General features: G+C 68.8%; 25 protein-coding genes. 13 read left to right on the forward strand and 12 right to left on the reverse strand.

Translation table 11 applies throughout. From position 1 onward, the window contains the following. Positions 1 to 10 precede the first annotated feature (10 nt). Together AACL56_RS29355 and AACL56_RS29360 are read right to left on the reverse strand one after the other, a co-directional pair. The gene (locus AACL56_RS29355) at positions 11 to 535 is read right to left on the reverse strand and encodes a DUF2867 domain-containing protein (protein WP_339093526.1); all 525 of its coding nucleotides are present in this window, start codon (positions 533 to 535) and stop codon (positions 11 to 13) included. Between the two features lie 28 nt (positions 536 to 563). Further along, a complete protein-coding gene (locus tag AACL56_RS29360; protein ID WP_339093527.1) occupies positions 564 to 1,409 on the reverse strand; it encodes an oxidoreductase in 846 nt (281 codons plus the stop codon). 151 nt (positions 1,410 to 1,560) lie between these two features. On the opposite strand from AACL56_RS29360, the gene AACL56_RS29365 reads away from it, so the two are divergent. After that, entirely contained in the window at positions 1,561 to 2,535 is a 975-nt protein-coding gene (locus tag AACL56_RS29365) for an AraC family transcriptional regulator (protein ID WP_339093528.1), read from the forward strand. A 28-nt stretch (positions 2,536 to 2,563) separates the two neighbouring features. Here the strand turns inward: AACL56_RS29365 and AACL56_RS29370 are convergent, their stop codons facing one another. The 5 genes from AACL56_RS29370 to AACL56_RS29390 are packed head-to-tail and all read right to left on the reverse strand — an operon-like array spanning position 2,564 to position 6,976. Next, on the reverse strand, positions 2,564 to 3,586 hold the full coding sequence (locus tag AACL56_RS29370; RefSeq protein ID WP_425337091.1) for a TRAP transporter substrate-binding protein: 1,023 nt from the start codon (positions 3,584 to 3,586) through the stop codon (positions 2,564 to 2,566). A 25-nt stretch (positions 3,587 to 3,611) separates the two neighbouring features. Then, entirely contained in the window at positions 3,612 to 4,892 is a 1,281-nt protein-coding gene (locus tag AACL56_RS29375) for a TRAP transporter large permease (RefSeq protein ID WP_339093529.1), read from the reverse strand. Beyond that, on the reverse strand, positions 4,889 to 5,464 hold the full coding sequence (locus AACL56_RS29380; protein ID WP_339093530.1) for a TRAP transporter small permease: 576 nt from the start codon (positions 5,462 to 5,464) through the stop codon (positions 4,889 to 4,891). Before AACL56_RS29380 ends, AACL56_RS29375 begins: the two co-directional genes overlap by 4 nt. 13 nt (positions 5,465 to 5,477) lie before the next feature. After that, entirely contained in the window at positions 5,478 to 5,924 is a 447-nt protein-coding gene (locus tag AACL56_RS29385) for a type II 3-dehydroquinate dehydratase (RefSeq protein ID WP_339093531.1), read from the reverse strand. A 32-nt stretch (positions 5,925 to 5,956) separates the two neighbouring features. After that, on the reverse strand, positions 5,957 to 6,976 hold the full coding sequence (locus tag AACL56_RS29390) for a TRAP transporter substrate-binding protein (RefSeq protein WP_339093532.1): 1,020 nt from the start codon (positions 6,974 to 6,976) through the stop codon (positions 5,957 to 5,959). Between the two features lie 185 nt (positions 6,977 to 7,161). Here AACL56_RS29390 and AACL56_RS29395 point away from each other — a divergent pair, with 185 nt between their 5' ends. Continuing rightward, positions 7,162 to 7,944, forward strand: coding sequence for an IclR family transcriptional regulator (locus AACL56_RS29395; RefSeq protein ID WP_339093533.1), 783 nt, complete (start codon positions 7,162 to 7,164; stop codon positions 7,942 to 7,944). An 18-nt stretch (positions 7,945 to 7,962) separates the two neighbouring features. Here the strand turns inward: AACL56_RS29395 and AACL56_RS29400 are convergent, their stop codons facing one another. After that, the gene (locus tag AACL56_RS29400; RefSeq protein WP_339093534.1) at positions 7,963 to 8,283 is read right to left on the reverse strand and encodes a hypothetical protein; all 321 of its coding nucleotides are present in this window, start codon (positions 8,281 to 8,283) and stop codon (positions 7,963 to 7,965) included. A gap of 85 nt (positions 8,284 to 8,368) precedes the next feature. After that, positions 8,369 to 9,637 carry a LysR family transcriptional regulator gene (locus AACL56_RS29405; protein ID WP_339093535.1) on the reverse strand — a complete coding sequence of 423 codons (1,269 nt, stop codon included), beginning with the start codon at positions 9,635 to 9,637 and terminating at the stop codon, positions 8,369 to 8,371. A gap of 136 nt (positions 9,638 to 9,773) precedes the next feature. Here AACL56_RS29405 and AACL56_RS29410 point away from each other — a divergent pair, with 136 nt between their 5' ends. The 8 genes from AACL56_RS29410 (at position 9,774) to AACL56_RS29445 (ending at position 17,864) form a co-directional block, all read left to right on the forward strand. Then, on the forward strand, positions 9,774 to 10,895 hold the full coding sequence (locus AACL56_RS29410) for a 4-oxalomesaconate tautomerase (RefSeq protein WP_339093536.1): 1,122 nt from the start codon (positions 9,774 to 9,776) through the stop codon (positions 10,893 to 10,895). Between the two features lie 22 nt (positions 10,896 to 10,917). Continuing rightward, the gene (locus AACL56_RS29415) at positions 10,918 to 11,946 is read left to right on the forward strand and encodes an amidohydrolase family protein (RefSeq protein ID WP_339093537.1); all 1,029 of its coding nucleotides are present in this window, start codon (positions 10,918 to 10,920) and stop codon (positions 11,944 to 11,946) included. A gap of 3 nt (positions 11,947 to 11,949) precedes the next feature. After that, positions 11,950 to 12,666, forward strand: a complete 717-nt coding sequence (gene ligK, locus AACL56_RS29420) for a 4-carboxy-4-hydroxy-2-oxoadipate aldolase/oxaloacetate decarboxylase (protein WP_339093538.1) — start codon at positions 11,950 to 11,952, stop codon at positions 12,664 to 12,666. 15 nt (positions 12,667 to 12,681) lie between these two features. Further along, a complete protein-coding gene (locus AACL56_RS29425) occupies positions 12,682 to 13,986 on the forward strand; it encodes a gallate dioxygenase (RefSeq protein WP_339093539.1) in 1,305 nt (434 codons plus the stop codon). Positions 13,987 to 14,020: 34 nt separating this feature from the next. After that, complete coding sequence (locus tag AACL56_RS29430) at positions 14,021 to 14,992, forward strand: Bug family tripartite tricarboxylate transporter substrate binding protein (RefSeq protein WP_339093540.1); 972 nt, start codon at positions 14,021 to 14,023, stop codon at positions 14,990 to 14,992. Between the two features lie 68 nt (positions 14,993 to 15,060). Continuing rightward, positions 15,061 to 16,056, forward strand: coding sequence for a Bug family tripartite tricarboxylate transporter substrate binding protein (locus AACL56_RS29435; protein WP_339093541.1), 996 nt, complete (start codon positions 15,061 to 15,063; stop codon positions 16,054 to 16,056). Between the two features lie 23 nt (positions 16,057 to 16,079). Beyond that, positions 16,080 to 16,946: a metal-dependent hydrolase gene (locus tag AACL56_RS29440; RefSeq protein WP_339093542.1), complete on the forward strand. Its 867-nt coding sequence runs from the start codon at positions 16,080 to 16,082 to the stop codon at positions 16,944 to 16,946. A gap of 12 nt (positions 16,947 to 16,958) precedes the next feature. Continuing rightward, positions 16,959 to 17,864, forward strand: a complete 906-nt coding sequence (locus AACL56_RS29445) for a DUF1932 domain-containing protein (RefSeq protein WP_339093543.1) — start codon at positions 16,959 to 16,961, stop codon at positions 17,862 to 17,864. A 15-nt stretch (positions 17,865 to 17,879) separates the two neighbouring features. On the opposite strand, the gene mrdA is transcribed toward AACL56_RS29445, so the two are convergent. The 3 genes from mrdA to AACL56_RS29460 all read right to left on the reverse strand — a co-directional run bounded on the left by mrdA (position 17,880) and on the right by AACL56_RS29460 (position 22,231). After that, the gene (mrdA, locus tag AACL56_RS29450) at positions 17,880 to 19,868 is read right to left on the reverse strand and encodes a penicillin-binding protein 2 (protein WP_339093544.1); all 1,989 of its coding nucleotides are present in this window, start codon (positions 19,866 to 19,868) and stop codon (positions 17,880 to 17,882) included. A gap of 28 nt (positions 19,869 to 19,896) precedes the next feature. Next, positions 19,897 to 20,622 (reverse strand): pentapeptide repeat-containing protein, encoded by a 726-nt coding sequence (locus AACL56_RS29455; protein WP_339093545.1) that lies wholly within the window; start codon positions 20,620 to 20,622, stop codon positions 19,897 to 19,899. 187 nt (positions 20,623 to 20,809) lie between these two features. Next, positions 20,810 to 22,231 carry a short-chain fatty acyl-CoA regulator family protein gene (locus AACL56_RS29460; RefSeq protein WP_339093546.1) on the reverse strand — a complete coding sequence of 474 codons (1,422 nt, stop codon included), beginning with the start codon at positions 22,229 to 22,231 and terminating at the stop codon, positions 20,810 to 20,812. A 148-nt stretch (positions 22,232 to 22,379) separates the two neighbouring features. Here AACL56_RS29460 and AACL56_RS29465 point away from each other — a divergent pair, with 148 nt between their 5' ends. The 3 genes from AACL56_RS29465 (at position 22,380) to AACL56_RS29475 (ending at position 25,092) form a co-directional block, all read left to right on the forward strand. Further along, complete coding sequence (locus tag AACL56_RS29465) at positions 22,380 to 22,808, forward strand: acyl-CoA thioesterase (RefSeq protein ID WP_339093547.1); 429 nt, start codon at positions 22,380 to 22,382, stop codon at positions 22,806 to 22,808. Continuing rightward, positions 22,805 to 23,962 carry a bifunctional 2-methylcitrate synthase/citrate synthase gene (prpC, locus tag AACL56_RS29470; RefSeq protein WP_339093548.1) on the forward strand — a complete coding sequence of 386 codons (1,158 nt, stop codon included), beginning with the start codon at positions 22,805 to 22,807 and terminating at the stop codon, positions 23,960 to 23,962. Before AACL56_RS29465 ends, prpC begins: the two co-directional genes overlap by 4 nt. A gap of 146 nt (positions 23,963 to 24,108) precedes the next feature. Then, positions 24,109 to 25,092 (forward strand): tripartite tricarboxylate transporter substrate binding protein, encoded by a 984-nt coding sequence (locus tag AACL56_RS29475; RefSeq protein WP_339093549.1) that lies wholly within the window; start codon positions 24,109 to 24,111, stop codon positions 25,090 to 25,092. Positions 25,093 to 25,149 lie beyond the last annotated feature (57 nt).

Consider the following 25,149-nt stretch of genomic DNA (forward strand, 5'->3'; position numbering starts at 1 on the left):
GTCGGGCCGTTCAGCGCCAGCCGCGCGCGGCAGCGCGGGCGAGGCTCGATCGCACCACCAGCCGGTGGAAGGGCGCGATCGCCTGGATGTAGATGCGGCCGAACAGGTTGTGGCAGTGCACGGCCGTGGTGGCGACCAGCTCGCGCTCGTCGCCGTTGCCAAACGGGCGCTGCAGCACCGACGCGCGAAAGTCCAGATGACTGTCGTCCTCGCCGACCACCAGTTCGTCGGGCCGCCGCGCCAGGATCGGAAAGAAGTCGATGTGCGTCGACGCCCCGTCGCTGCCGGCTTCATGGCGGATCTGGTTCGAGGTCTTGACGCCGAAGGGCCTGACGATGGCATCGCGCAATGCGAGCAGCGCACGGAACCACGGCGCCGGGTCGCCAAGCACCGCGCGCGCCAGCGCCTCGATGTCCTGTGGCGCGCCGGCCGGCAGCGTGATGGCGAAGGCGTCGGCGAGGTTCGCGCCGGCATAGAGATGGGCGATGCTGCTTTCAGCGGGCAGTGCCGCGGATCTGACGCTGTGATGGGCCATGCGGACATTGTGCGTCCGCAGGGGCCGCTCAGTCGTGGTCCGTCGAAGCCGACAGCGCCTCCCACGCATCGATCTCGCCCGATATGAGCGCGAGCTTCTCGCGCACCAGCTTCAGCGCATCCCTGCCGAGCAGCAGGTGCACGGGCGGGTTCGCGTCGGCGACGATCTGCAGCAGCGCCCGCGCGGCCTTGGCGGGATCGCCGGCCTGGTTGCCGCTCTTGTCCTGCCGTGCCTGGCGGATCGGATCGAACAGCGCGTCGTAGTCCGCCACGGTGCGTCCGCTGCGCACCATCGAGCGCCCCGCCCAGTCGGTGCGGAACGACCCCGGCGCCACCGCCGTGACCTTCACGCCGAAGCCGGCGACCTCCTTGGCGAGCACCTCCGAGATGCCTTCGAGCGCGAACTTGCTGCCGCAGTAGTAGGCGATGCCCGGCATCGTGATGAAGCCGCCCATCGAGGTGATGTTGACGATGTGGCCGCTTCGCCGCTCGCGCATCGAAGGCAGCACCGCCTTGGTCATGGCCACGGCACCGAACACGTTGACGTCGAACTGCCGGCGCATCTCGCCGAGGTCCGACTCCTCCAGCGTGCCTTCATGGCCATAGCCGGCGTTGTTGACCAGCACGTCGATCGGCCCTGCCCGCTGCTGCACGGCTTCGACGGCCGGCCCGATCGCGTCGAAGTCGGTCACGTCGAGCACCAGCGCGTGGGCGCGGCCCGGCGACTGCGCCTCGAAAGCGGCGCGCGCCGCGTCGCTGCGCACGGTGCCGACGACGGCGTGGCCTTCGGCAAGCGCGGCGCTGGCGAAGGCCCGGCCGAAGCCGGAGCTCACGCCGGTGATGAGAAAGGTCTTGACTTGCGATGCGACGGCCATGGCGGCTCCTTTGATTGGTGGATGACCGATCCTAGGAATCGCCATCGAAACCGGAAATGCCCGCTCGCCTGCATTGCTTGCCTGAAACTATGAGGCGGTGGAAGCCGCGATGCTTGTGTGGCAAATTGGATGCCACCCGGAATCGCTCGTCATGTCCTCCCCTTCCAGCAAAAGCAGCCCGCCGTCGGCAGCCCCCGCATCCGCGCTCCAGCAGCAGATGGTTGCGCTGGCGGGGGCGCTCGCGCCCGCCGAGGGCTACAACCTCACGGTGCTGCCCGACGTGCGCTTCCTGCGCTCGAACCGCCCGTTGAGCCGTGCGCCGGTGCTGTACGACCCGGGCATCGTCATCGTGCTGCAGGGGCGCAAGCGCGGCTTCCTCGGCGACGAGGTCTACCTGTACGACGCGCAGCACTATCTCGCGGTATCGGTGCCCGTGCCGTTCTCGATGGAGACCGACGCCAGCGCCGCGGAGCCCCTGCTGGCCATCTACTTCCGGCTCGACTTCAACGTGGCGGCCGAGCTCATGCTGCGGCTCGAAGAACACGGCGCGCCCGCACACGAGGCGCCCAGGGGATTGATGTCCACGCCGATGGACGCGCGGCTCGCGCAGTCGGTGCTGCGCTTCCTGGAAGTCATGCGATCTCCCGTCGAGGCCGCGGTGCTCGGGCCGGGCCTGGTGCGCGAGATCTACTTCCGGGTGCTCACCGGCGAGCAGGGCGGCGCAATGCGCGCCGCGCTCACGCGGCAGGGCCAGTTCGGCAAGGTGGCGCGGGCCATCCGCAAGATCCACGCGTGCTTCGACCGTCCACTGGACATCGGCACGCTGGCACGGGAAGCCGGCATGAGCGCGCCGTCGTTCCATGCGCACTTCAAGGCCGTGACCGCCACCTCGCCCATGCAGTACCTGAAGTCGACGCGGCTGCACCAGGCGCGCCTGCTCATGGTAAGAAACAGCGTGACGGCCGCCCTGGCCTGCACGCAGGTGGGCTACGAAAGCCCGTCGCAGTTCAGCCGCGAGTTCAAGCGCATGTTCGGGCGCGGACCGGCGGAAGAAGCGGAGCGCATGCGCAAGGCCTTCGCCATGCCCGACCCGCTGCCGCACGCGGAGTACGTGGCGTCGCACTGAACGCCGCTTCGCCGCGTCGCGCCCGCGCCTACTTGCGCGCCTTGTCGATCTCGGCCATCAACTCCTTCACCGTCGCATCGCCGACCGACGCCGAGTACTTGTCGATCACCGGCTTCACCTTGGTGCGCAGCTTCGCCATTTCTTCCGGCGGCAGTTCGGACACCGTCATGCCCGCCTTCTTCAGCGCGTCGAGCGCGCTGTCGGCGGCACCGCGCGAGGCCTGGCGCTGGAACGCGGTGGACTCGGCCGAGGCCTCGGTGATGATCTTCTTCTCTTCGGCGCTCATGCCGTCCCACGTCTTCTTGCTGATCAGCAGCGCCTGCGGGTTGTAGATGTGCCGCGTCTGGGTGATGTACTTCTGCACCTCCGCGAACTTGGACGACAGGATGGTGGTGTTCGGGTTCTCCTGCCCGTCGACCGCCTTCTGGTCGAGCGCCGGGTACAGCTCGGGGAACGGCAGCGGCGTGGCGTTGGCGCCCAGCGCGCCGAACAGGTCGATGTAGATCGGCGACTGGATCACGCGGATCTTCAGGCCGGCGATGTCGTCGGCCCTGGCGATCGGGCGCTTGCTGTTGGTGAGGTTGCGAAAGCCCAGGTCCCAGTAGCCCAGGCCGTGCAGGCCCTTCTCCTCGAGCTTGGCCATGAGCTTCTGGCCGAAGGGACCGTCGGTGACCGCGTCGGCTTCCTTGCCGCTGTTGAAGAGGAACGGGAAGTCGTACGCCGCGAACTCCTTCACCTGCGCCGACAGGATGCCCGCGTTCAGCACCGTGATCTCGACCGTGCCGCCCTGCAGGGCGGACACGGTCTGCAGGTCGCCGCCGAGCGCGCCGCCGGCGAACAGCTTCACCGTCATCTTGCCGCCGGACTTGGCCGCCACCAGGTCGGCGAACTTCTGCGCACCCTGCGCCTGCGGATGGCCGGTCTGGTTCTGGAACGCGAACTTCAGCGTGCGCTCCTTCACCTGCGCGCCCGCGCCGGTCATCGCCAGCGCCGCAAGCGATGCCATGGCGGCCACGAACACCCTCTTCGTCCTCTGCGTCGAACTCTTCATGCCGAAGTCTCCTTGTGCGTTTTCTCTAGCCGTGGAACAACCTGGCCGGCCCGGTCACCAGCCAGGGGAACAGCACCATCAGGAACATGACCGCAAACTCCGCGATCATGAAGGGCACCACGCCGCGCGTGACGTCGTCCATCGAGATCTTGCCGACGCCCGCCACCACGTTGAGCACCGTGCCCACCGGCGGCGTGACCAGCCCGATCGAGTTGTTGATGATGAACAGCACGCCGAAGTAAACCGGGTCGATGCCCGCGGCCTTCACGATCGGCATGAGCACGGGCGTGAGGATCAGGATGGTGGGCGTCATGTCCATCGCGGTGCCCACGACCATCACCAGCACCATGATCGCAATCATCAGCAGGATCTGGTTGCCCATGAAGGGCTGCAGCAGCCCCACCACCTTCGAAGGCAGGTCTGCCACGGTGATGAGCCAGGCGCTCACCATGGCCGCGGCGATCAGGAACATCACGATGGCGCTGGTCTTGGCGGCGCTCACGAAGATGCCGTAGAGGTCGGCCCAGGTGATCTCGCGGTAGATCACGGTCGACACGAACAGCGCATACACGGCGGCCACCACCGCCGCCTCGGTCGGCGTGAACACGCCCATGCGCAGGCCCACCAGGATGATCACCGGCAACATGAGCGCCCAGAGCGCCTTGCGGAACGCGGTGAAGATCTCGGCCGACGACTTGCGCGGCGGCGGCACGATCTTCTCGCGGCGTACCAGCCACGCCCAGGTGACCCACAGCGCGCCGCCGATCAGCAGCCCCGGCACGATGGCCGCGAGGAACAGCTTGGAGATCGACACGTTGGCCGCCACGCCGAAGATCACCAGGCCGATGCTCGGCGGAATCACCGGGCCGATGACGCCGGTGGCCGCGATGAGCCCGCCGGCGCGTGCCTTGTCGTGGCCCGCGCTCACCATCATCGGCAGCAGCAGCGCGGTGAGCGCCGCGGCGTCGGCCACGGCCGAGCCCGAGAGCGCCGACAGCAGGCAGCCGGCCATGATGGTCACGTAGCCCAGGCCGCCCTTCACATGGCCGACCAGCGCGAGCGCGAAATCGACGATGCGCTTCGACAGCCCGCCCACGTTCATGATCTCGCCGGCCAGCATGAAGAACGGCACGGCCAGCAGCGGGAAGCTGTCGGCGCCGCCGATCACGTTCTGCGCGAGGATCTGCGCGTCGAACAGGTCGAGGTGCCACATCAGCGCGACGCCGCTCGCCAGGAGGGAGAACGCGATGGGAATGCCCATCGCCATGGCCAGCAGCAGGGAACCCACGAAGACGAGGATGGTCATTGGCGCGCTCCCTGCGCGTCGGCGCGTGCGTCGGCCTGCGAACCGAGGATCTGCTGCAGTTGCACCGCTTCTTCGGACTCCTGCACCATCACGAGGTCGCTGTCGGCGATGCGACCGGTGAGCAGGCGCAGGAGGTCGAGCGCGAGGATGAACGCCGCCAGCACCGAGAACACCACGCCCGACAGGTAAACCACCGCCATCGAGGCGCCGGTGACCGGCGCGGTCACGTCCCAGTTGATGCGCGTCTGCGCCATGCTGCCCTGGAACAGCAGCCACACGATATAGAGCATCACCACGTGGCCCACCGCCAGGCAGATCTTCTTGCCGATGGGCGGCAGCTTCTGCACCACCATGTCGACGCCGAGGTGGCCGTGCTCCTTCAGGGCCACCACGGCGCCGAGGAAGGTCATCCAGATGAAGAGCCAGCGCGACACTTCCTCGGACACGGTGATGCCCGAGTTGAAGCCGTAGCGCAGCACCACGTTGCCGAAGACCAGCACGACCATGACCGCGAGCGCGGCCGCGATCAGGGCCTCGACGGCCGTGCAGCACCGGTCGATCCATTGGTTCATGTCGGCGCTCCGTTCAGGCTGCGGCAGCCTGCTTCTGCAGCTCGACCAGCGCGCGCAGCGCGGCCAGGTACGACTGCGGCCCGAGCCCCTGGACCGTGCCCTTCACCGCCGGCGAGATGATCGAGTGCGCGCGCCATGCCTCGCGCGCGGCGATGTTCGACATGTGCACCTCGATCACCGGGAACGGCATGGCCTTGATCGCGTCGTGCAGCGGCACGCCGTGCTGCGTGAGACCGGCAGGATTGACCAGCGCGCCCTGCGCCTCGTCGATGTTCGTGTGCAGGAAATCGATCAGGTCGCCTTCGTGGTTCGACTGGAGGATGTCGAGCGTCACGCCGAGTTCGCCGGCGAGCTGCTGCAGCAGCGCGTTGATTTCGGCGAGCGTGGTCTTGCCGTAGATGTGCGGTTCGCGGCGGCCGAACAGGTTGAGGTTGGGGCCGTGCAGGACGAGGATCTTCATGGCGGTGCGTCGGTGATGTCTTGCTTGTTTGATTACTTGCGGATGCGCGCCAGCTCGTCGGTGTAGAGCTTGACGATGGCAGGGTCGTAGCTCGCGGCGAAGCGCTCGGTCACGGGCTTGGCGATCTGGCGCATGCGGGCCTGCTCGGCGGCGGAGAGTTCGTTGAACTGCGCGCCCTTGGCCTGCAGGTCGCCCACGGCGCGCTGCGCCGCGGCGCGGCTCACCTGGCGCTGGTAGCCGCGCGCCTCGTCGGCCGCCTCGCGCATCATCTTCTGCTCGGCGGGGCTGAGCGAGTCCCAGAACTTCTTGCTGACCAGCACGATGTTGGCCGCGTACACGTGGTTCGTCGCGCTCACGAACTTCTGCACTTCGTAGAACTTGTTCGACAGGATCACCGCATACGGGTTCTCCTGGCCGTCGACCGCCTTGGCCTCGAGCGCGCCGTAGAGCTCGGCGAAGGGCATGGGCACCGGGTTGGCCTTGAAGGCCTTGAAGGTCTCCAGGAACACCGGGTTGGGAATGACGCGGATCTTCAGCCCTTCGAGGTCTTCGGGCCTGGTGATCGGGCGCTTGCTGTTGGTGACGTTGCGAAAGCCGAGGTCCCAGTAGCCGAGCGCGACCAGGCCTTTCTCCGGCAGCCGGGCGATCAGCGCCTGGCCCAGAGGGCCGTCGAGCAGCGCATCGGCCTGCGCGAAATTGGCCACCGCGAACGGGAAGTCGACCAGCCCGAATTCCTTGACGATGCCCGCCAGCGAGGTGGTGGCCGGCGCGGACATCTGCTGCACGCCGCCCTGCAGCGCCGACTGCTGCTGCATCTCGTTGCCCAGCTGCGACGCGGGGAACTCCTGCACCTTCATCTTCCCGCCGCTCTTGGCCGCGAGCAGTTCGGCGAAGCGCTTCACGCCGAAGCTCACCGGGTGGTCGGCATTGTTGAGGTGGCCGAAGCGGATGACGCGCTCCTGCACTTCCTGCGCGAGGGCGCAGGTGGAAGCGGCGAGGCCCAGGGCCACGGTCAGGCCGGCTGCGGCCAGCGAGCGATAAAGCGTTTTCAAGATGTGATCTCCAACTGTTCCAACTGTGTTTGAGAGATGCGCGTCGGGCGACCACAGGGCGGCTCCAACCTCCGGCGGCGCGATCTTAGTTGGAATATGGAAAACATTTCCACTAGTGAAAACACTTGGCAAAAAGGCTAGAGTTGCACCTGCTCCCCGGATCGCCTTTCTTTTTCCCGAACGACATGACCGCCATACTCGAACGCAGCTTCAAGGTCCTCGAACACTTGGCCGGCCACCCCGAAGGCCGCGCCCTGTCGGCGCTTTCGGCCGAGCTCGAAATGCCGCTGAGCGCCACGCACCGCCTGCTCACCGAACTGATCCGCTGCGGCTACGTGCGCCAGGACCAGAGCCACGGCGACTACATGCTCACCATCAAGCTGGTGTCGCTGGGCCTGAGCTTCCTGAGCAACAGCGGCATCGTCGACATCGCACAGCCGCTGCTCGACAAGCTGGCCGCCGAGTCGGGCGAGCTGGTGCGCCTCGCGGTGGTCGACGGCGACGAGCTCACCTTCGTCGCCAAGGCGCAGGGCGCGACGCGCGGCCTGCGCTACGACCCCGACATGGGGCTGTCGGTCAACCTGTCGTGCAGTTCTGCAGGCCATGCGTGGCTCTCGACGATGACGGACGAGCAGGCGCTGCAGCTGGTCGCCCGCCAGGGCTTCGGCAAGCCCGAGGACTACGGCCCGAAGGCGCCCACCACGGTGAAGGCGCTGCTGGCATACCTGCGCGCGGCGCGCAAGCGAGGCTTCGCGATGATCAACGAGGTGTTCGCGCCGGCCATGACGGCGATGGCCGCGCCGGTGCGCAGCGGCAATGGCGCGGTGATCGGCGTGATCACCATCGCGGGGCCGCTGGTGCGCCTGACCGAGGAGCGCATGCTCGAACTCGGCCCGGTGCTGCTGCTGTCTGCCGAAGACGTGGCACTGGCCAGCGGCGCGTCGGCACTGTTCAAGCGCCGGGCCTGATGGCGCAGGCCTCCGGGCTCAGGCGGCGAGCCGGTCGGCAGCGTCCTGCAGCCCGCCGAGCACGCTGTCGGCCAATGCCTGCGGGAATCCCTGCGGCAGTTGCGCGCGCACGGCCTGCACCGCCTGCGGCGTGCGCGCCACGAGGTCGTCGACGATGAGGTCCGCGGGGCGGCCGTGCGCATCGAGCACGCCGAAGCGCTCCGCCATGCCCAGCCAGTGGCGCCGCTGGATGTCGCGCATCTTCCAGTGCGCGCTTTTCCAGCGCACGGCCATCGCCATCCGGGCCTTGAAGGGCGACAGCTTGCCGGGCCCCTCGCCCAGGACCGGGTAGGCCGACAAGATAGTTTGTATTCGTCTTATCCAGCTCATGAACTGTATTTTGCGAATACAGCTTTCGAGCTGTACCGGCTCGCGCAGCGATCACTTACATCTGCGCAACGGCCTGCCGCACCGCATCCATCAATGCCTTCGCGGCCGGCGAAGGCAGCGCATGGCGGCGCTGCGTGAGCCCGATGCGGCGGCGCGTGCTCTCCAGAGGGTGGGGCAGCACGACGAGCGCGCCGGTCTCGATCTCGTAGCGCAGCTGGTGCGCCGAGATGGCGGTGACCATGTCGCTCTGCAGCAGAAGGCCGCGCAGCAAGGCCAGGTCGCCGGTTTCCACGGCGGGCACCGGCGCGGCATCGCCCGACTCGCGGAAGGCTCGTTCGAGCAATTCGCGCGAAGGCGAGCCCGGCCGCGACAGCACCCACTGCGCGCGCTGCAACGCTGCGCGCCCGACGCGCGGGCGCGCGGCCAGCGGATGCCCGGCACGCACGATGAGCGAGATGCGGTCCTCGAACAGCGGCTCCTGCACGAGGTCCTTCACGTCCTCGGGCGGGCGCAGCGCGCCGATGATGAAGTCGATGTCGCCGCTGCGCAGCGCCGCGGCCAGCACCTCGTACGGGCTCTCGACGGTGCTCACGTGCAGCCGTGGATGCCGCGCCACCAGCGCCGCGATGGCCGAGGGCAGGATCAGCGTGCGCGACAAAGGCAGCGCGCCCACCGCCACGCGTCCCTCGACCGCACCGCGCAGGGCCGCGAGATCGGAGGCGATGCTGCGCAGTTCAGCCAGCGCGCGCCTGCAGCGAAACGCCAGCTGGCTGCCCGCACGCGTCGGTGTGACGCCGCGCGCCGAGCGGGTGAAGAGGCTGTGGCCTGTGCGCGCCTCGAGCTCGCGCACCAGCGCGCTGATGGCGGGCTGGGTGACGCCGAAGGCGGCTGCCACCGCGGGCATGTTGTGCAGCTCCGAGAGGCTGGCAAACAGCGCCACGCGGCGCCCGTTGAACATCGATGCCAGCAGGCTTCGCGCTTCCAGCGGCTGCCGCGGCGACGCGACAACGCCGGCCGAAAGCTCCTGGCATGCCGCGGCGAACTCCTGCTCCACGCGCCGCGCGCGAACGCGCACCGCCTCGCCATACACGTTCATCAGCATGCCGCGTGCCTTGCGCTCGAACAGCGACACGCCGAGGCAGGCTTCCAGCTCGGCCACGGCGCGCGTCACCGCCGATGCCACGCGGAACATCGCGTCTGCCGCCTGGGTCACGCTGCCCGCGGCGGCCACGGCCGAGAACGCCTGCAGGTGCCGCAGGTTGATCTGCAGCGCCATCTCGCCCCCCGCCGCCGGTTCGGCATCGATAAGTTTCTTTGCTGGCATGACGGGATTCTGCCAAGCGCAGATCCCTCAAGTCTTTTCATTCAACGCAAGGGTTAACCCGGTTCGATAAATAAACAAGAACGCAAAGCAAGCGGAACTCAACCCGCTCGCGGCAAGGCGCGGCCACACTTTCCGCATGCCTCAAGAAGCCCCGCCGGACACGGTCGAAGACCTCGTTGCGCTGCCCTGCGTGCTGATGCGCGGCGGCACCTCCAAGGCGGCGTTCTTCCATGCGAAGGACCTGCCGGCGGAGCCCGCCGCACGCGACGCCGCGCTCCTCGCTGCGATGGGCCATCCGGATGCCCGTCAGATCGACGGCATCGGCGGTGGCCATCCGCTGACCACCAAGGTCGCGATCGTGTCGCCCTCGGCCGATCCACGCGCGGATGTCGACTACCTCTTCGGCCAGGTCGTGGCGACCGAGTCGCGCGTCGACTATGCGCCGACCTGCGGCAACATCCTTTCGGCCGTCGGTCCCTTCGCGCTCGACGAAGGGCTGGTGCACGCGCAGGAAGGCCGGTCTGTGGTTCGCATCCGCATGGTCAACACCGCCTCGTACTGCGACGCCGTGGTGCAGACGCCCGGCGGCCGCGTGCGCTACGCCGGCGACACCGCCATCAGCGGCGTGCCGGGGCACGGCGCGCCGGTGGAGCTTCGCTTCTCCGACATCCTGGGTTCGAGCTGCGGTGCGCTGCTGCCCACGGGCGAGGCGCGCGATCGCATCGACGGCGTCGACGTCACCTGCATCGACAACGGCATGCCGGTGGTGCTAATGCGCGCGGCGGACCTCGGCGTGACCGGCCACGAGACGCCGGCCGCGCTCGATGCCGATGCCGGACTGAAGGCCCGCGTCGAATCCATCCGCCTGCAGGCCGGCCTGCGCATGGGCCTGGGCGACGTGAGTGCCAGGGTCGTTCCCAAGATGACGCTGGTGTCGCCCGCGACAGACGGCGGCGCGCTGGGCACGCGCACCTTCATTCCGCGCAAGTGCCACGACGCCATCGGCGTGCTGGGCGCAGTGTCGGTGGCATCGGCCTGCGTGGTGCCGGGCACGGTGATGGAAGGGCTGTGCGCCATCGCGCCGGACCCCGCGCGCCGCCTGCACGACCTGTCGGTGGAACACCCCACCGGCGAATTCACGGTGCGGCTGCTGATGGACGACACCGGCCGCGCCATCGCCGGTGCCGCGCTGCTGCGCACCGCACGTCCGCTCTTTCGCGGCCAGGTGCTGGTGCCTGCCACTCGCCCTGCCCCATGAACATGAACCGAACGGAGACCGCGTGATCATCGATTGCCACGGCCACTACACCACCGCGCCCGCCGCGCTCGAGACGTGGCGCAAGCGCCAGATCGCCAGCCTGGGCAACCCGGGCGAAGCGCCCACCGCCGCGTCGCTGCACATCGGCGACGACGAACTGCGCGAGTCCATCGAGCAGAACCAGCTGCACAAGATGCGCGAGCGCGGCAGCGACCTGACCATCTTCTCGCCGCGCGCCAGCTTCATGGCGCACCACATCGGCGACTTCGAGACCAGCGCCACCTGGGCCGCCATCTGCAACGAGCTGTGCCACCGCGTGGCGCAGATGTTCCCGGACCACTTCGCGGGCGCTGCGATGCTGCCGCAGTCGCCGGGCGTCGACCCGCGCACCTGCATCCCCGAACTCGAGCGCTGCGTGAAGGAGTACGGCTTCGTCGGCATCAACCTGAACCCCGATCCGTCGGGCGGCCACTGGACCTCGCCGCCGCTGTCCGACCGCCATTGGTATCCGCTGTACGAAAAGATGGTGGAGCACGACATCCCGGCCATGGTGCACGTGAGCACCAGCTGCAACGACTGCTTCCACACCACCGGCGCGCACTACCTGAACGCCGACACCACGGCCTTCATGCAGTGCCTGACCTCGGACCTGTTCAAGGACTTCCCCACGCTGCGCTTCGTCATTCCGCACGGCGGCGGCGCGGTGCCCTACCACTGGGGGCGTTTTCGCGGCCTGGCGCAGGAGATGAAGAAGCCGCTGCTGAAGGACCACCTGCTCAACAACATCTTCTTCGACACCTGCGTGTACCACCAGCCGGGCATCGACCTGCTCACGCGCGTGATCCCGGTGGACAACATCCTGTTCGCGAGCGAGATGATCGGCGCGGTGCGCGGCATCGACCCCGAGACCGGTTTCGCCTACGACGACACGCGCCGCTATATCGACGCGGCCACCAAGCTGGACGCCAGGGCGCGCCACCAGATCTACGAAGGCAACGCCCGCCGCGTGTACCCGCGGCTGGACCGCGCACTCAAGCACAAGGGACTCTGACCCATGACTGCCTCTCCCCGCATCCAGGAACCCCGCTTCCAGGAACTCGGCGTGGTCCATCGCAACATCCAGCGCGCCGACGCGGCCGCGGTCGAGCAGCTGTCGCGCCATGGCGTGTCGACCGTGCACGAGGCCATGGGCCGGCTCGGCCTCATGCAGCCGCGCATCCGCCCGATCTACCCGCTGGCGCGCTGCTGCGGACCGGCCGTCACCGTGCTGCTGCAGCCGGGCGACAACTGGATGCTGCACGTGGCGGCCGAGCAGATCCAGCCCGGCGACGTGGTGGTCGCGGCCTGCACCGCCGACAGCACCGACGGTTTCTTCGGCGACCTGCTGGCCACCTCGTTTCTCTCGCGCGGCTGCCGCGGGCTGGTGATCGACGGCGGCGTGCGCGACGTGCGCGACCTGACGGAGATGAACTTTCCGGTGTTCAGCCGCGCCATCCACGCCAAGGGAACCATCAAGGCCACGCTGGGTTCGGTGAACGTGCCGGTGGTGTGCGCCGGCGCGCTGGTGAACCCGGGCGACGTGGTCGTGGCCGACATCGACGGCGTGGTGGTGGTGCCCGCACACATGGCGCAGCAGGTGGCCGTGGCCGCGCAGGCGCGCGAGGACAACGAACACGCCAAGCGCCAGAAGCTCGCTTCGGGCGTGCTTGGCCTGGACATGTACACGATGCGCGAGCCGCTGGCCAGGGCCGGGCTGCGCTATGTCGACTGACGCTAGGGAAACACCATGGCTCGCATCATCGGCGCGGTGGCCTGCTCCCACACGCCCACCATCGGCTTTGCATACGACAAGGCCAAGCAGGACGACCCGGTGTGGTCGCCCATCTTCGAGGCCTTCGAGCCGGCACGCCGCTGGCTCGAGGACAGCAGGCCCGACGCCCTGTTCTTCATCTACAACGACCACGTCAGCTCGTTCTTCTTCGACCACTACTCGGCCTTCACGCTGGGCGTGGGCGAGCAGCATGCGGTCGCCGACGAAGGCGGCGGTGCGCGCGACCTGCCCGCGCTGGCAGGCCACCCGGCACTTGCGCAGCACATCGGGCGCTCGCTGGTGGCCGACGAGTTCGACATGTCGTTCTTCCAGGACCGCGCGCTCGACCACGGCGTGTTCTCGCCGCTGTCGCTGCTGTGCGCGCACGAGCCCGCATGGCCGGTGCCGGTGATCCCGCTGCAGGTGGGCGTGCTGCAGTCGCCGGTGCCTTCGGCGCGCCGCTGCTGGCGGCTGGGGCAGGCGCTGCGCCGCGCGATCGAGAGCTACCCCGAAGACCTGAAGGTGGCCATCGTCGCCACCGGCGGGCTCTCGCACCAGGTGCACGGCGAACGCGCGGGCTTCAACAACACCGGCTGGGATGCGAAGTTTCTCGAGCTGATCGAGAACGACCCGGTGCGCCTCACCGAGATGACGCAGGCCGAGCTCGCCACGCTGGGCGGCGCCGAAGGCGCGGAGGTGATCATGTGGCTCGTGATGCGCGGCGCGCTGTCGTCGAACATCCGCAAGACGCACCAGAGCTACTACCTGCCCTCGATGACCGGCATTGCCACGGCCGTCTACGAGAACCTGGCGAGCCCGCCCTCGGCGGGCGAGGTGCAGCGGCACCGCCGCCGCATGGACGAGCCGCTCGCCGGCATCGAGGCGCTGGAAGGCACCTATCCGTTCACGCTCGAGACCAGCGTGCGCGCCTACCGGCTCAACAGGTTCCTGCACGGCATGACGCGTCCCGCGCACCGCGCGGCCTTCCTGGCCGACCCGGAATCCGCCTTCGAGGCGGCCGCGCTCACCGAACAGGAGCGCGACCTGCTGCGCCGCCGCGACTGGCGCGGGCTCGTCCGCTACGGCGTGATCTTCTTCATGCTGGAGAAGCTCGGCGCGGTGATCGGCGTGTCGAACCTGCACATCTACGCCGCCATGCGCGGTCAGACGCTGGAGGCCTTCCAGCAGACCCGCAACGCGCCCGGCGCGCTGTATTCGGTGGCCGGCAAGGACGCCGCGCCGCAAGCCTGGGACAAGGCGGCGACGCCTCCCGCCCGCTGACAACCGCACACGCAAGAACCCAAGGAACCAGACCATGAGACAACTCTTTCGCACCGCCGCGTGCGCCCTCGCGATGACGTTCGCCGCCGGCGCAGCCACCGCGGCCGACACCTATCCGTCGAAGCCCGTGAAGATCCTCGTCGGCTACAGCGCCGGCGGCGCGGTCGACGCCATCGCGCGGTCGGTCGGCCAGCGCATGTCGGCCACGATGGGACAGCCGGTGGTCGTCGAGAACAAACCCGGCGCGGGCACCAACATCGCGGTGAAGGCGCTGACCAGCGCCGCGCCCGACGGCTACACGCTCCTGCTGGCAGCCAATGCGCTGGCGGTGAACCCGTCGCTGTTCCAGCCCGCGCCGTACGACCTCGACCACGACCTCACGCCGGTGACGATGGTCGGCCGCGTGCCGGTGGTATTCACGGTGCGCGAGGAGTCGAGCATCAGGACGGTGGCGCAGTTCGTCGCCGCGGCCAAGGCCAAGCCGGGCGGCCTCACGGTCGCCACGCCGGGCAACGGCTCGACGCCGCACCTGGCGATGGAGCTGTTCCAGCACACCGCCGGCCTGAAGCTGAGCCACGTGCCCTACAAGGGCGGCGCACAGGCCATCACCGACGTGCTCGGCGGCCATGTGGACGTGGTCGCGGTCAACGCGCTCGAGGTGCTGCCGCTGGTGAAGGCCGGCAAGCTGCGCGTGCTGGCGGTGATGAGCGCCGACCGCTCCGCCGTGCTGCCGGGCGTGCCGACGGTGGCCGAGTCGGGCTACCCGGGCTTCGAAGCCAGCGTGTGGTACGGCTTCGTCGCGCCTGCAGGCACGCCCAGGCCGGTGCTGGCCGCGGTGCACGAGGCGGTGCAGAAGGCGCTCGATTCGAAGGAAGTGCGCGAGCAGCTCGCTGCGGCAGGCGGTGTCACGCTGCCGGGTCCGCCGGAGCAGTTCGGCAAGCTGCTCAAGAGCGACGCGGCGCGCTACGGCAAGCTGATTCGCGAAGCCGGCATCAAGCCCGACTGAACGCAACGGCAGCACCGGCCGCACCGAAGCGGCCCGGCTGCAACAGAAGAACGCAGGAGACAGCTCACATGACACCAGGCATCACGCGCCGTCAGGCCTTGCTGGCGGCGGCAGGCGGCGCATTCGGCGCCGCGGCGCCGCACGCCTTCGCGCAGGCCTACCCCGCGCGGCCCGTGCACATCATTGCGCCCTTCACGCCCGGCGGTTCGACCGACCTGCTGGCCCGCGCCATCGGCCAGGAACTGGGCCGCGCATGGAACCAGGCGGTGGTGGTCGACAACGTGCCTGGCGCCGGAGGCTCGGTCGGCGCGGACAAGGCCGCCAAGTCGCCGGCCGACGGCTACACGCTGCTGATGGGCCACATCGGCACGCTGGCAATCAACCCGTCGCTGTATCCCAGGCTCGACTACCACCCGCTTCGCAGCTTCACGCCGGTGGCGTGGGTGGCGCGCGTGCCGAACGTGCTGGTGGTGCACGCATCGGTTCCGGCGCGCACCTTGTCCGAGCTCATCGCGCTGGCCAAGGCCAGGCCGGGGCAACTCGCCTTCGGCTCCGGCGGCAACGGCAGCGCGGCGCACATCGCCATGGAATACCTCAAGCTGCAGACCGGCAGCTCGTTCCTGCACGTTCCCTACCGCGGCACCGCACCGGCAGTGAACGACCTGCTCGCGGGGCAGTTGCAGATGCTGTTCACCGGCGCACCCGCGCTCGTGCCGCATATCAAGGCCGGCAAGCTGCGGGCGCTGGCGGTGTCGAGCCCGCACCGCATCGCGCTGCTGCCCGACGTGCCGACCGTGGCGGAGAGCGGCGTGGCCGGCACCCGGGGATTCGAGGCCGACCAGTGGTACGGCGTGGTGGCGCCCGCGGGCACGCCGGCGGCGGTGGTCTCGGCGCTGAACCAGCAGATCAACCGTTCACTGGACTCGGCCGAGGTCAGGATGCGCCTCGGCGCCGAAGGCGCCGAACCCACCCCCACCAGCCCCAAGGCCTTCGGGGACCTGATCGCGAGCGAGATGGTGCGCTGGGACCGCGTCATCAAGACCGCGCACGTCACCGTCGATTGAACGCGGCCCAGGAGACAACGCGAATGAAAAGATTCAAGCCCCTGCTGGCGATGATGGCGGCCACGGCTGCGGTGCTCGCCTGCGTCGCGTGCACGACGGCGGCGCCATCGAACGCGGCGGCAACGGCGACATCCCCGGCCGCCGCCGGCAAGACCGAAGTGCTCTGGCTTGGCCAGTCGGCCTTCCGCATCAGCACGCCCGGCGGCAAGGTGATCGTGACCGACCCCTGGCTCAGGCAGAACCCGCTGACGCCCGCGAAGTACAAGGACCTCGAGGCGCTGGGCAAGGTCGACGTGCTGCTGGTCACGCACGGCCACCTCGACCACTTCGCGGACGCGCCCGCACTGGCGCTGCTCAACCGCGTGCCGATGTACGCGCCCGGCGACATGAACCAGACCGTCGGCCTGCTCGGCATCCTGCCGCCCGCGCTGGTGCCGCGCTTCAACAAGGGCGGCACCGTCACGCCGGCACCGGGCATCAAGGTGACGGCCGTGCATGCGGAGCATTCGTCGGTCATCGTGTGGAAGAACCCGGCCACCGGCAAGGACGAAGCCCACCCGGGCGGCGAGCCAGTGGGCTTCATCATCGAGCTGGAGAACGGGTTCCGCATCTACCACATGGGCGACACAGGCCCGTTCGCGGACATGGCCTTCATCGCGCGCTACTACAAGCCCGACCTCGTGCTGATGCCCATCGGCGGGCACTTCACCATGGGCCCGGACGACGCCGCCTTCGTCACGCGCGAATGGCTCAGGCCGCGTTTCGTGATCCCGATGCACTACGGCGCGAACCCTCTGGGCAAGGGCACGCCCGAGCAGTACATGCGCGCACTCGGCAGCAGCGCCACGCGCGTGCTCGCGCTCCAGCCGGGCGAGAGCGCATCTTTCTGAAAAGGACCGCACATGGGACTCACCCTCGGGCTGATCGGCTTCGGCGAGGTCGGCGGCATTCTCGGCCGCGGGCTGCTCGGCAAGCCTGGCATCGACCGCATCTTGGCGTGGGATCTGCGCTTTGCGGACGCGGACAACGGCGCCGCGGCCAGGCGCGCAGCCGAAGACACTAACGGCATAACTGCCACAGCCAGCATGGAGGCTCTCTGCGCCGAGGCCGCCCTGCTCATCTCCGCCGTGACCGCATCGCAGACCTTCGCCGTCGCTAAAGAGGCGGCACGGCATGCACGCAGAGGCACACGCTTTCTCGATCTCAATTCCGCATCGCCCGGCACGAAGCAGCGCGCGGCCGAAGCCTTGCGCGCAGCTGGCGTCGAGTACGTCGAAGCCGGCGTGATGACCTCGGTGCCTCCGTACGGCATCCGCGTGCCGATGCTGCTCGGCGGCGCGCAGGCCGAATCGCTCGCGGCCACGCTGAACGGCTGGGGCATGGACGCGACGGCGGTGAGCGAGACGCTCGGCGTGGCGTCGGCCGTCAAGATGAGCCGCAGCATCATGATCAAGGGCCTCGAGGCGCTGGTGATCGAGAGCTTCACCACGGCGCGCAGGTACGGCGTCGAGGCGCAGATGCTCGCAACGCTGAAGGAGACCTTTCCGCAGATCGACTGGCCGCAACAGGGCGCCTATTTTTTCAGCCGCGTGGTGCAGCACGGCAAGCGGCGCGCCGAGGAAATGCGCGAAGCCGCGCAGACGGTGCGCGAGGCGGGCTTCGAGCCGCTGATGACCGCGGCCATCGCAGGCAGGCAGGACGCGGTGTCGCAGCACGCGCGCGCCGGCCTCTTCGAAGGACTGGACGGCAAGAGCGCGTGGGAAGACTACGCCGACCGCCTGATCGCGCAGGCCCAGCGCGAGGCGTAGCCTGCCTGCACCGGCCTAGAGTTCCGCGGCCTCGTCTTGCGCGACGCTGTCCGCGCGCGCTTCCGACAACGGCACCTCGCTGGCCACCAGCGGCTGGCCGATGGGTGCAGACGCGGTGCCCGCCTGCACGGCGGCCATGTCGACGGCGTTGGGGTACTTGTCTTCGAGCCAGTAGTCGAACACGCGGCGCACGATCGGCGCTGCATGCGCCGCGCCGAAGCCGGCGTTCTCCACGATGGCGGCCACCGCGATCTTCGGGTCTTCCGCAGGCGCGAATGCCATGTACAGCGCGTGGTCGCGCTGGCGCGCATCGAGCGCCTTGCCGCTGGCACGCGCCTTGGGGCTCAGGCTCACCGCCTGTGCGGTCCCGGTCTTGCCGGCCGAGGCGTAGCCCGCGCCCGCAAACACGCGCGTGCCGGTGCCGCCCTGCGTGACCGCGACCATGGCGTTGCGCACCACGTCGATGTTCCTGCGCGCATAGCCCAGGTCCTGCGCCGGCGGCTGCACCTGCCGCACGACCTCGCCGCTGACGGTGTCCCTGATGGCGCGCACCAGGTGCGGCTGGTAGCGCACGCCGGCATTGGCCAGCGTCGCGTTGGCCGAGGCGAGCTGCAGCATGGTGAAGCTGTTGTAGCCCTGCCCGATGCCCAGCGAGATGGTCTCGCCCGGATGCCATTTCTTCAGCTCGGCGCGGCGGTAGGCGTTGCGCTTCCAGGTGGTGCTCGGCAGCACGCCGCGAACCTCGCCCTTCAGGTCGATGCCGGTGAACTGGCCGAAGCCCAGCGGCGCCATGAAGTCGTGGATCATGTCCACGCCCATCTCGGTGGCCAGCGAATAGAAATACGTGTTGCTCGAGTACTGGATGGCGCGGTGCATGTCGACGCCGCCCAGTCCGCCGCGGTGGCTGAGAAAGGTGCGCCCGCCGAAGTTGTAGTAGCCCGGGTCGTTCTCCACCACGTTGGCGGCGCGCTTGCCGGTCTGCAGCGCGGCCAGCGCCATGAAGGGCTTGTAGGTGGAGCCCGGCGGGTACGTGCCGCGCAGCGCGCGGTTGAGCAGCGGGTTGTCGATCGACTCGCTCAGCGCCTTCCAGCTCTCCACGTCGATGCCCTCGACGAACAGGTTGGGGTCGAAGGTGGGCTTGCTCACGAAGGCCAGCACCTCGCCGCTCTTGGGGTCGATGGCCACGAGCGCGCCGCGGCGCTCGCCGAACATGTCCTCCACCAGCTTCTGCAGCTTGATGTCGAGCGACAGCATCACCGTCTGGCCCGGCACCGCGGGGTTTCGCGCAAGGCGGCGCACGGCGCGCCCGCCGGCGGAAGTCTCCATCTGCTCCACGCCGGTCTCACCGTGCAGCACCTTCTCGTAGCTCTGCTCGATGCCGAGCTTGCCGATGTAGTCGGTACCGCGGTAGTTGGCGCGCTCGTCCTCGGGCCAGTCGTCCATCGCGGTCTTCTCGCGCTGGTTGATGCGGCCGATGTAGCCGATGACGTGCGAGGCGGTGTCGCCGAGCGGGTAGTTGCGGAACAGCCGCGCCTTGATCTCCACGCCCGGAAAGCGGTAGCGCTGCGCGGCGAAGCGCGCGACTTCCTCGTCGCTCAGGCGGGTGCGGATGGGAATGGAATCGAAGCTGCGCGAATCCTCGCGCAGGCGCTGGAAGCGGCGGCGGTCGCGCGGCGAGACCTCGACGAGCTCGCCGAGGTCGTCGATGGCCGCATGCACGTCGCCCGCCTTCGACGGCGTGATCTCCAGCGTGTAGGCCGCGTAGTTGGAGGCGAGCACGACGCCGTTGCGGTCGAGGATCAGCCCGCGGTTGGGCACGATCGGCACGATGGCGGTGCGGTTGCTCTCGGCCCGTTCGGCCAGTTCGTCGTGGCGCACCACCTGCAGGACAGCCAGGCGCGCGCCGATCAGGCCGAAGCCGAACAGCACCACGCCGGCGATCACCACCAGGCGGCGGCGGAAGCGGGAGAGTTCGGCCGCAGCGTCGCGGATTTCATGGTTCATCGGAAGAAGAAAAGGAGATCCGCCGCGCTCACAGCACGCGGATGCCGAGCTCGCCGATCAGCGTGGCGGCCTGGTCGTGGGAAATGATCGCGCCCTTGAAGAACTGCGACACATGGGCAATGCGCAGGCCGCCGAGATCGACCGATCGCAGGTCGGCGCCATCGAAGCGCGCGTTCTTGAGGTTCGCGTCGCGCAGGCTTCCGCCCTCGAACACGGCGTCGCGGAAGTCGCAGCCGCCGAGGTCGGCATCGCGCAGGTCGAGCTGCGCGAGGGTCTGCTTGCGGAACGACATGCCGCGCAGGTCGGCGCCCGCAAGCAGCGAGTCGCGAAAGCCGATGCCGAGCACCTGGGCTTCATGGAAGTGCGCGCCGGTGAGCTTCACCTCCGCGAAGTGCGTGGCAGCGAGCTTGGCGCGGTGCCAGCCGGTGTTGTTGAGGTCGCAGGCGGTGAAGCGCGCGTCGGTCAGGTCGGCCATCTCGAAATCGGCCTGCCGCGCGCGGCACGAGGTCCAGTGCGTTTCGGCGAGCTGGGTCTTGCGGAACACGGCTTCGGCAAAGCTGCAGCCGGTGAAGCGCGCGCGGCGCAGGTCGAGGCCGGACAGGTCGGCGCCGTCGAAATCGCATTGGTCGAACTGCAGGGCTGCGGTGCTGTCGGCGGCCTCAGCGACCAGGCGCGTCAGCCGGTCGCGGTCGAGGGTTTCGCCAGAGATGGGAGAACGGGGAGAACGGGAAGAAATGGGACAGGCGTCGTTCATGGGGACGGAAGGCGTTCTCTGTGGATGAGGTCGTCGGCGCAGTGCAGGCATATGGGCCATGCGGCCGGCGGGGGTGGCATTCCCCTTGCGGTGAACGAGAGGTCGACCGCGATTGAACCCGATGCGCCGCAGGAGTTCCCGCCGGTTCGCATGTTCGGCCACATCGGGGCCGATTCCGCCCATACCCCTACGCGTCGGCCACCGCGTACGGCGTGAAGCGGCTTTCGTTCTCGTTCACATCCAGCGCCCGCCCGATGAAGGGAAACGCCCGCTGCGGGCAGGCCACGCGTTCGCACACCTTGCAGCCCATGCCGATGGGCGTGGGCACGTCCTCGTCGGCAAGGTCGAGGCCCTTGGCGTAGATGAGCCGCGAGGCATGGCGGATGTCGCAACCCAGGCCGATGGAGAAGGTCTTGCTCGGCGAGCCGAAGCCGCGCTGCCCGTGCGACACGGTGCGCGCCACCCACAGGTAGGTGCGCCCGTCGGGCATGCGCGCGAGCTGGCGCAGGATGCGCCCGGGCTGGGCGAAGGCCTCGTACACGTTCCACAGCGGGCAGGTGCCGCCGGTCTTCGAGAAGTGGAAGTGCGTGGCCGACTGCCGCTTGGAGATGTTGCCGGCACGGTCCACGCGGACGAAGAAGAACGGCACGCCGGGCGCGCCGGGACGCTGCATCGCGCTGAGGCGGTGGCAGACGGTCTCGAAGCCCACGCCGAAGCGGCGCGCCAGCAGGTCGATGTCGTAGCGCAGCGATTCGGCGGTCTTCAGGAACAGCCCGTACGGCAGCAGCACGGCACCGGCGAAATAGTTGGCCAGGCCGATGCGCGCGAGCGCGTGCGCGGTCGCGTCGCCGAAGTCGGCGCCTTCCACCAGCGACTCGATCAGTTCGCTCTGCTCCAGCAGCGCGAGCTGCGTGGCCAGCTGGAACGACTGCTGGCCCGGCTCCAGGCTGCCCGACAGGCGCAGCAAGCGGCTCGCCGCGTCGTAGCGGCGCTGGCTGTGCATGGCGTCGTCGTCGGTCGGCACCACGCGCACGCCGTGCCGCTGCATGAGCCGCGACAGCAGCCATTCGGAAAGCGGCCCGCCATGGCCGCGCGCCTCGCCCGCGAGCTGCTCGGCCGCCAGGTCGAGCGACTCGAAGTGGTTCTGGTGCGCGAAGAAGAAGTCGCGCACCACCTCGAAGGGCATCGGGCGTACGCGCGTGAGGTCGCCGCGCCCGTCGCCGAGTTCGGCCGCCATCATCTCGAGCCGCTCCGTGGCTTCCTGGTGACGCCGATGCAGCGCGAGCAGCGCGCGCGCCACCGCGGGCATCTGCGAGGCCACCTCGCGCAGTTCGGGCAGTGCGACCGTCTCGCCGCCGGGGTTGTCGGCCAGCGCGTCGCGCATGCTGGAGACGAGGCGGGCTTCCTCGTCCTCGGAGAACTGCTGCACATCCACGCCGAGGGCGCGGCTGATCTTCAGAAGCACGGCCACCGTGAGAGGCCGCTGGTTCTGCTCGAGCTGGTTGAGGTAGCTGGGCGACAGGCCGAGCACCTGGGCCAGCGCCACCTGCGTCATGCCGCGTTCGGCGCGCAGCTTGCGCAGGCGCACGCCCATGAAGGTCTTGCTCATCGTGTGACTCCTGGCGAATGCGCTGCCGTTCGCGCTCCTGCGCTATTCGCGAGATTTGCAAGATTCGCAAATTCGGCGTTCTTCATTCGCAATGATTGGCTAATTCAGTCCTTCATTATGGTCACGCAATTGCGTAAATTGCGAATCCATGACGAACCACGACACGGCGCTCGAACTCACGGACATCGTGTTTCCCGAGCACGCCAACCACTACGGCACGCTGTTCGGCGGCAACGCACTGCTGCTGATGTCCAAGGCGGCCTTCCTGGCCGCACGGACCTTCGCCGGCTCCGACGTGGTGATGGCCCGGTGCGGCGACGCCCGCTTCCTGGCGCCCGTGCCGGTCGGCAGCGTGCTGCGGCTGCGCGCATGGGTGAGCCGCGTCGGCCGCAGTTCGCTGACGGTTCGCGTCGACGGCACTGCGCAGCAGCCGGGGCGCGAGCCGCGGCCGGTGCTCGAGTCGCTGTTCGAGATGGTCGCGGTCGACGGCAAGGGTCGCCCCGCGCGCATTCCCGGCGCGGATACGCACCGGGCCAGCGACGAGAACACGGAAAGCAACGCAAAGGAACCCGCATGAACGACACCACAATCCCAGCCGGCTTCAAGCCGAAGAAATCCGTCGCCCTGTCGGGCGTGACCGCCGGCAACACGGCGCTGTGCACCGTGGGCCGCACCGGCAACGACCTGCACTACCGCGGCTACGACATCCTCGACATTGCCGAGGTCTGCGAGTTCGAGGAGATCGCGCACCTGCTGGTGCACGGCAAGCTGCCCAACCGCGCGGAGCTCAGGGCCTACAAGGCGCGCCTGAAGGCGATGCGCGGCCTGCCCGCGAACGTGAAGGAGGCGCTGGAGAGCCTGCCCGCCGGCGCCCATCCGATGGACGTGATGCGCACGGGCGTCTCGGCGCTGGGCTGCATCCTGCCCGAGAAGGACGACCACAACCTGGGCGGCGCGCGCGACATCGCCGACCGGCTGATGGCCTCGCTGGGCTCGATGCTGCTGTACTGGTACCACTGGAGCACGCAGGGCAAGCGCATCGACGTGGAGACCGACGACGACTCCATCGGCGGGCACTTCCTGCACCTGCTGCACGGCCGCGCGCCCTCGCAAGCCTGGGTGCGCGCGATGCATACCTCGCTGAACCTGTACGCCGAGCACGAGTTCAACGCCTCGACCTTCACTGCCCGCGTGATCGCCGGCACCGGCAGCGACATGTATTCGTCGATCGCAGGCGCCATCGGCGCGCTGCGCGGGCCCAAGCACGGCGGCGCGAACGAGGTGGCGTTCGAGATCCAGAAGCGCTACGACTCGCCCGACGAGGCCGAGGCCGACATCCGCCGCCGCGTGGAGGCGAAGGAAGTGGTCATCGGCTTCGGCCACCCGGTGTACACCGTGAGCGATCCGCGCAACGTGGTGATCAAGGGCGTGGCGAAGTCGCTGTCCGCCGAGGCCGGCTCGACCCGGATGTACGACATCGCCGAACGGCTCGAGAGCGTCATGTGGGAAGTGAAGAAGATGTTTCCCAACCTCGACTGGTTCAGCGCGGTGAGCTACCACATGATGGGCGTGCCCACGGCCATGTTCACGCCGCTGTTCGTCATCGCGCGCACCAGCGGCTGGGCCGCGCACGTGATCGAGCAGCGCATCGACAACAAGATCATCCGCCCCAGCGCCAACTACACCGGACCCGAGGACCTGGCGTTCGTGCCGATCGAGGCGCGCGTCTGAACCGCGTGGTGTCGTCCGCGTGCAGCGGCCGAGTCCGATGCACGCATTGCCCTCTTGCGATTGCGCTCCGCATGTGCACACTGGCGTGCCCACCGCGATGGGACGCCCTCGCGGGACGCATGGACAACAACACTGGAGACAACACCATGACGCTGAATCGCCGTGCCTTCTCTTCGGCCGCCGTGGCCGGACTGGCCCTTCCGCTCGCCCGGGCCGGATGGGCGCAGGAGGCCTTTCCCAGCAAGCCGATCAAGATCGTCTGCCCCTTCGCGCCCGGCGGAGGTTCCGATTTCATCGCGCGCGTGGCCTCCAACGTGCTCAGCCAGCGGCTCGGCCAGTCGGTGGTGGTGGACAACCGCCCGGGTGCCGGCGGCACGCTCGGCACCGAGTACGCGCTGCACACGCCCGGCGACGGCTACACGCTGCTGCTGGTGGCCGGCAGCTACACGGTCAACCCCGCGCTCTACAAGCTGCGCTTCGACCCGGTCGCCGACATGACGCCTGTGATCCAGCTTTCGAAGGGTGCCTACGTGCTGTGCGTGAACCCCGCCAAGGTTTCTGCGAAGAACCTGCAGGAGCTGCTGGCCTATGCGCGGCAGAACCCCGGCAAGCTGACCTTCGCGTCGGCAGGCAACGGCAGCCACCTGCACATCACGAGCGAGTACCTGTTCGGCATGGCCAAGGTCAAGGCCACGCACGTGCCCTACCGCGGAACCGGCCCGGCGGTCACCGACCTAGTGGCAGGCAACGTGGACATGCTCATCGCGGGCACCGAGGCGCTGATGCCGCACGTGCAGTCGGGCCGGCTGCGCGCCTTCGCCGTGACCACGGCGCAGCGTCTGCAGGCCTACCCCGACATCCCCTCGATCGCAGAGGCGGGTGCGCTGCCCGCCTACGACGTGGTGGCATGGCACGGGCTGATCGCGCCCAAGGGCGTGCCGCCGGCGGTGCTCGCGAAGCTCAACGGCGCGCTCGATGCCGGACTGAAGGCACCCGAGCTGAACGCCAGGCTGGAACCGACCGGCGTGTCGGCGGCGGGCGGAACGCCCGAGCAGTTCGGCGCGCTGATCCGCACCGAGATTCCGCGCTATGCCCAGGTCGTGAAGGACAACGACATCCGCTCCGAATGAACCGCTTCCGCTGCAGACGCGCCCGGCGCTTTGCGATGCGCCGGGCCTGCAGTTTCG

Source organism: Variovorax paradoxus (assembly GCF_902712855.1).
GTDB lineage: Bacteria > Pseudomonadota > Gammaproteobacteria > Burkholderiales > Burkholderiaceae_C > Variovorax > Variovorax paradoxus_Q.

What these genes read in the sequence shown, in the direction of transcription:
- AACL56_RS29430 (WP_339093540.1), top strand. Translation starts at nt 14,021, where the DNA reads ATGAGACAACTCTTTCGCACCGCCGCGTGCGCCCTCGCGATGACGTTC.
- AACL56_RS29385 (WP_339093531.1), bottom strand. Translation starts at nt 5,924, where the DNA reads ATGAAGATCCTCGTCCTGCACGGCCCCAACCTCAACCTGTTCGGCCGC.
- AACL56_RS29395 (WP_339093533.1), top strand. Translation starts at nt 7,162, where the DNA reads ATGACCGCCATACTCGAACGCAGCTTCAAGGTCCTCGAACACTTGGCC.
- AACL56_RS29380 (WP_339093530.1), bottom strand. Translation starts at nt 5,464, where the DNA reads ATGAACCAATGGATCGACCGGTGCTGCACGGCCGTCGAGGCCCTGATC.
- AACL56_RS29435 (WP_339093541.1), top strand. Translation starts at nt 15,061, where the DNA reads ATGACACCAGGCATCACGCGCCGTCAGGCCTTGCTGGCGGCGGCAGGC.
- AACL56_RS29425 (WP_339093539.1), top strand. Translation starts at nt 12,682, where the DNA reads ATGGCTCGCATCATCGGCGCGGTGGCCTGCTCCCACACGCCCACCATC.
- AACL56_RS29365 (WP_339093528.1), top strand. Translation starts at nt 1,561, where the DNA reads ATGTCCTCCCCTTCCAGCAAAAGCAGCCCGCCGTCGGCAGCCCCCGCA.
- AACL56_RS29360 (WP_339093527.1), bottom strand. Translation starts at nt 1,409, where the DNA reads ATGGCCGTCGCATCGCAAGTCAAGACCTTTCTCATCACCGGCGTGAGC.
- mrdA (WP_339093544.1), bottom strand. Translation starts at nt 19,868, where the DNA reads ATGAACCATGAAATCCGCGACGCTGCGGCCGAACTCTCCCGCTTCCGC.
- AACL56_RS29410 (WP_339093536.1), top strand. Translation starts at nt 9,774, where the DNA reads ATGCCTCAAGAAGCCCCGCCGGACACGGTCGAAGACCTCGTTGCGCTG.
- AACL56_RS29455 (WP_339093545.1), bottom strand. Translation starts at nt 20,622, where the DNA reads ATGAACGACGCCTGTCCCATTTCTTCCCGTTCTCCCCGTTCTCCCATC.
- AACL56_RS29405 (WP_339093535.1), bottom strand. Translation starts at nt 9,637, where the DNA reads ATGCCAGCAAAGAAACTTATCGATGCCGAACCGGCGGCGGGGGGCGAG.
- AACL56_RS29460 (WP_339093546.1), bottom strand. Translation starts at nt 22,231, where the DNA reads ATGAGCAAGACCTTCATGGGCGTGCGCCTGCGCAAGCTGCGCGCCGAA.
- AACL56_RS29355 (WP_339093526.1), bottom strand. Translation starts at nt 535, where the DNA reads ATGGCCCATCACAGCGTCAGATCCGCGGCACTGCCCGCTGAAAGCAGC.
- AACL56_RS29375 (WP_339093529.1), bottom strand. Translation starts at nt 4,892, where the DNA reads ATGACCATCCTCGTCTTCGTGGGTTCCCTGCTGCTGGCCATGGCGATG.
- AACL56_RS29445 (WP_339093543.1), top strand. Translation starts at nt 16,959, where the DNA reads ATGGGACTCACCCTCGGGCTGATCGGCTTCGGCGAGGTCGGCGGCATT.
- prpC (WP_339093548.1), top strand. Translation starts at nt 22,805, where the DNA reads ATGAACGACACCACAATCCCAGCCGGCTTCAAGCCGAAGAAATCCGTC.
- AACL56_RS29440 (WP_339093542.1), top strand. Translation starts at nt 16,080, where the DNA reads ATGAAAAGATTCAAGCCCCTGCTGGCGATGATGGCGGCCACGGCTGCG.
- AACL56_RS29465 (WP_339093547.1), top strand. Translation starts at nt 22,380, where the DNA reads ATGACGAACCACGACACGGCGCTCGAACTCACGGACATCGTGTTTCCC.
- AACL56_RS29370 (WP_425337091.1), bottom strand. Translation starts at nt 3,586, where the DNA reads ATGAAGAGTTCGACGCAGAGGACGAAGAGGGTGTTCGTGGCCGCCATG.
- ligK (WP_339093538.1), top strand. Translation starts at nt 11,950, where the DNA reads ATGACTGCCTCTCCCCGCATCCAGGAACCCCGCTTCCAGGAACTCGGC.
- AACL56_RS29475 (WP_339093549.1), top strand. Translation starts at nt 24,109, where the DNA reads ATGACGCTGAATCGCCGTGCCTTCTCTTCGGCCGCCGTGGCCGGACTG.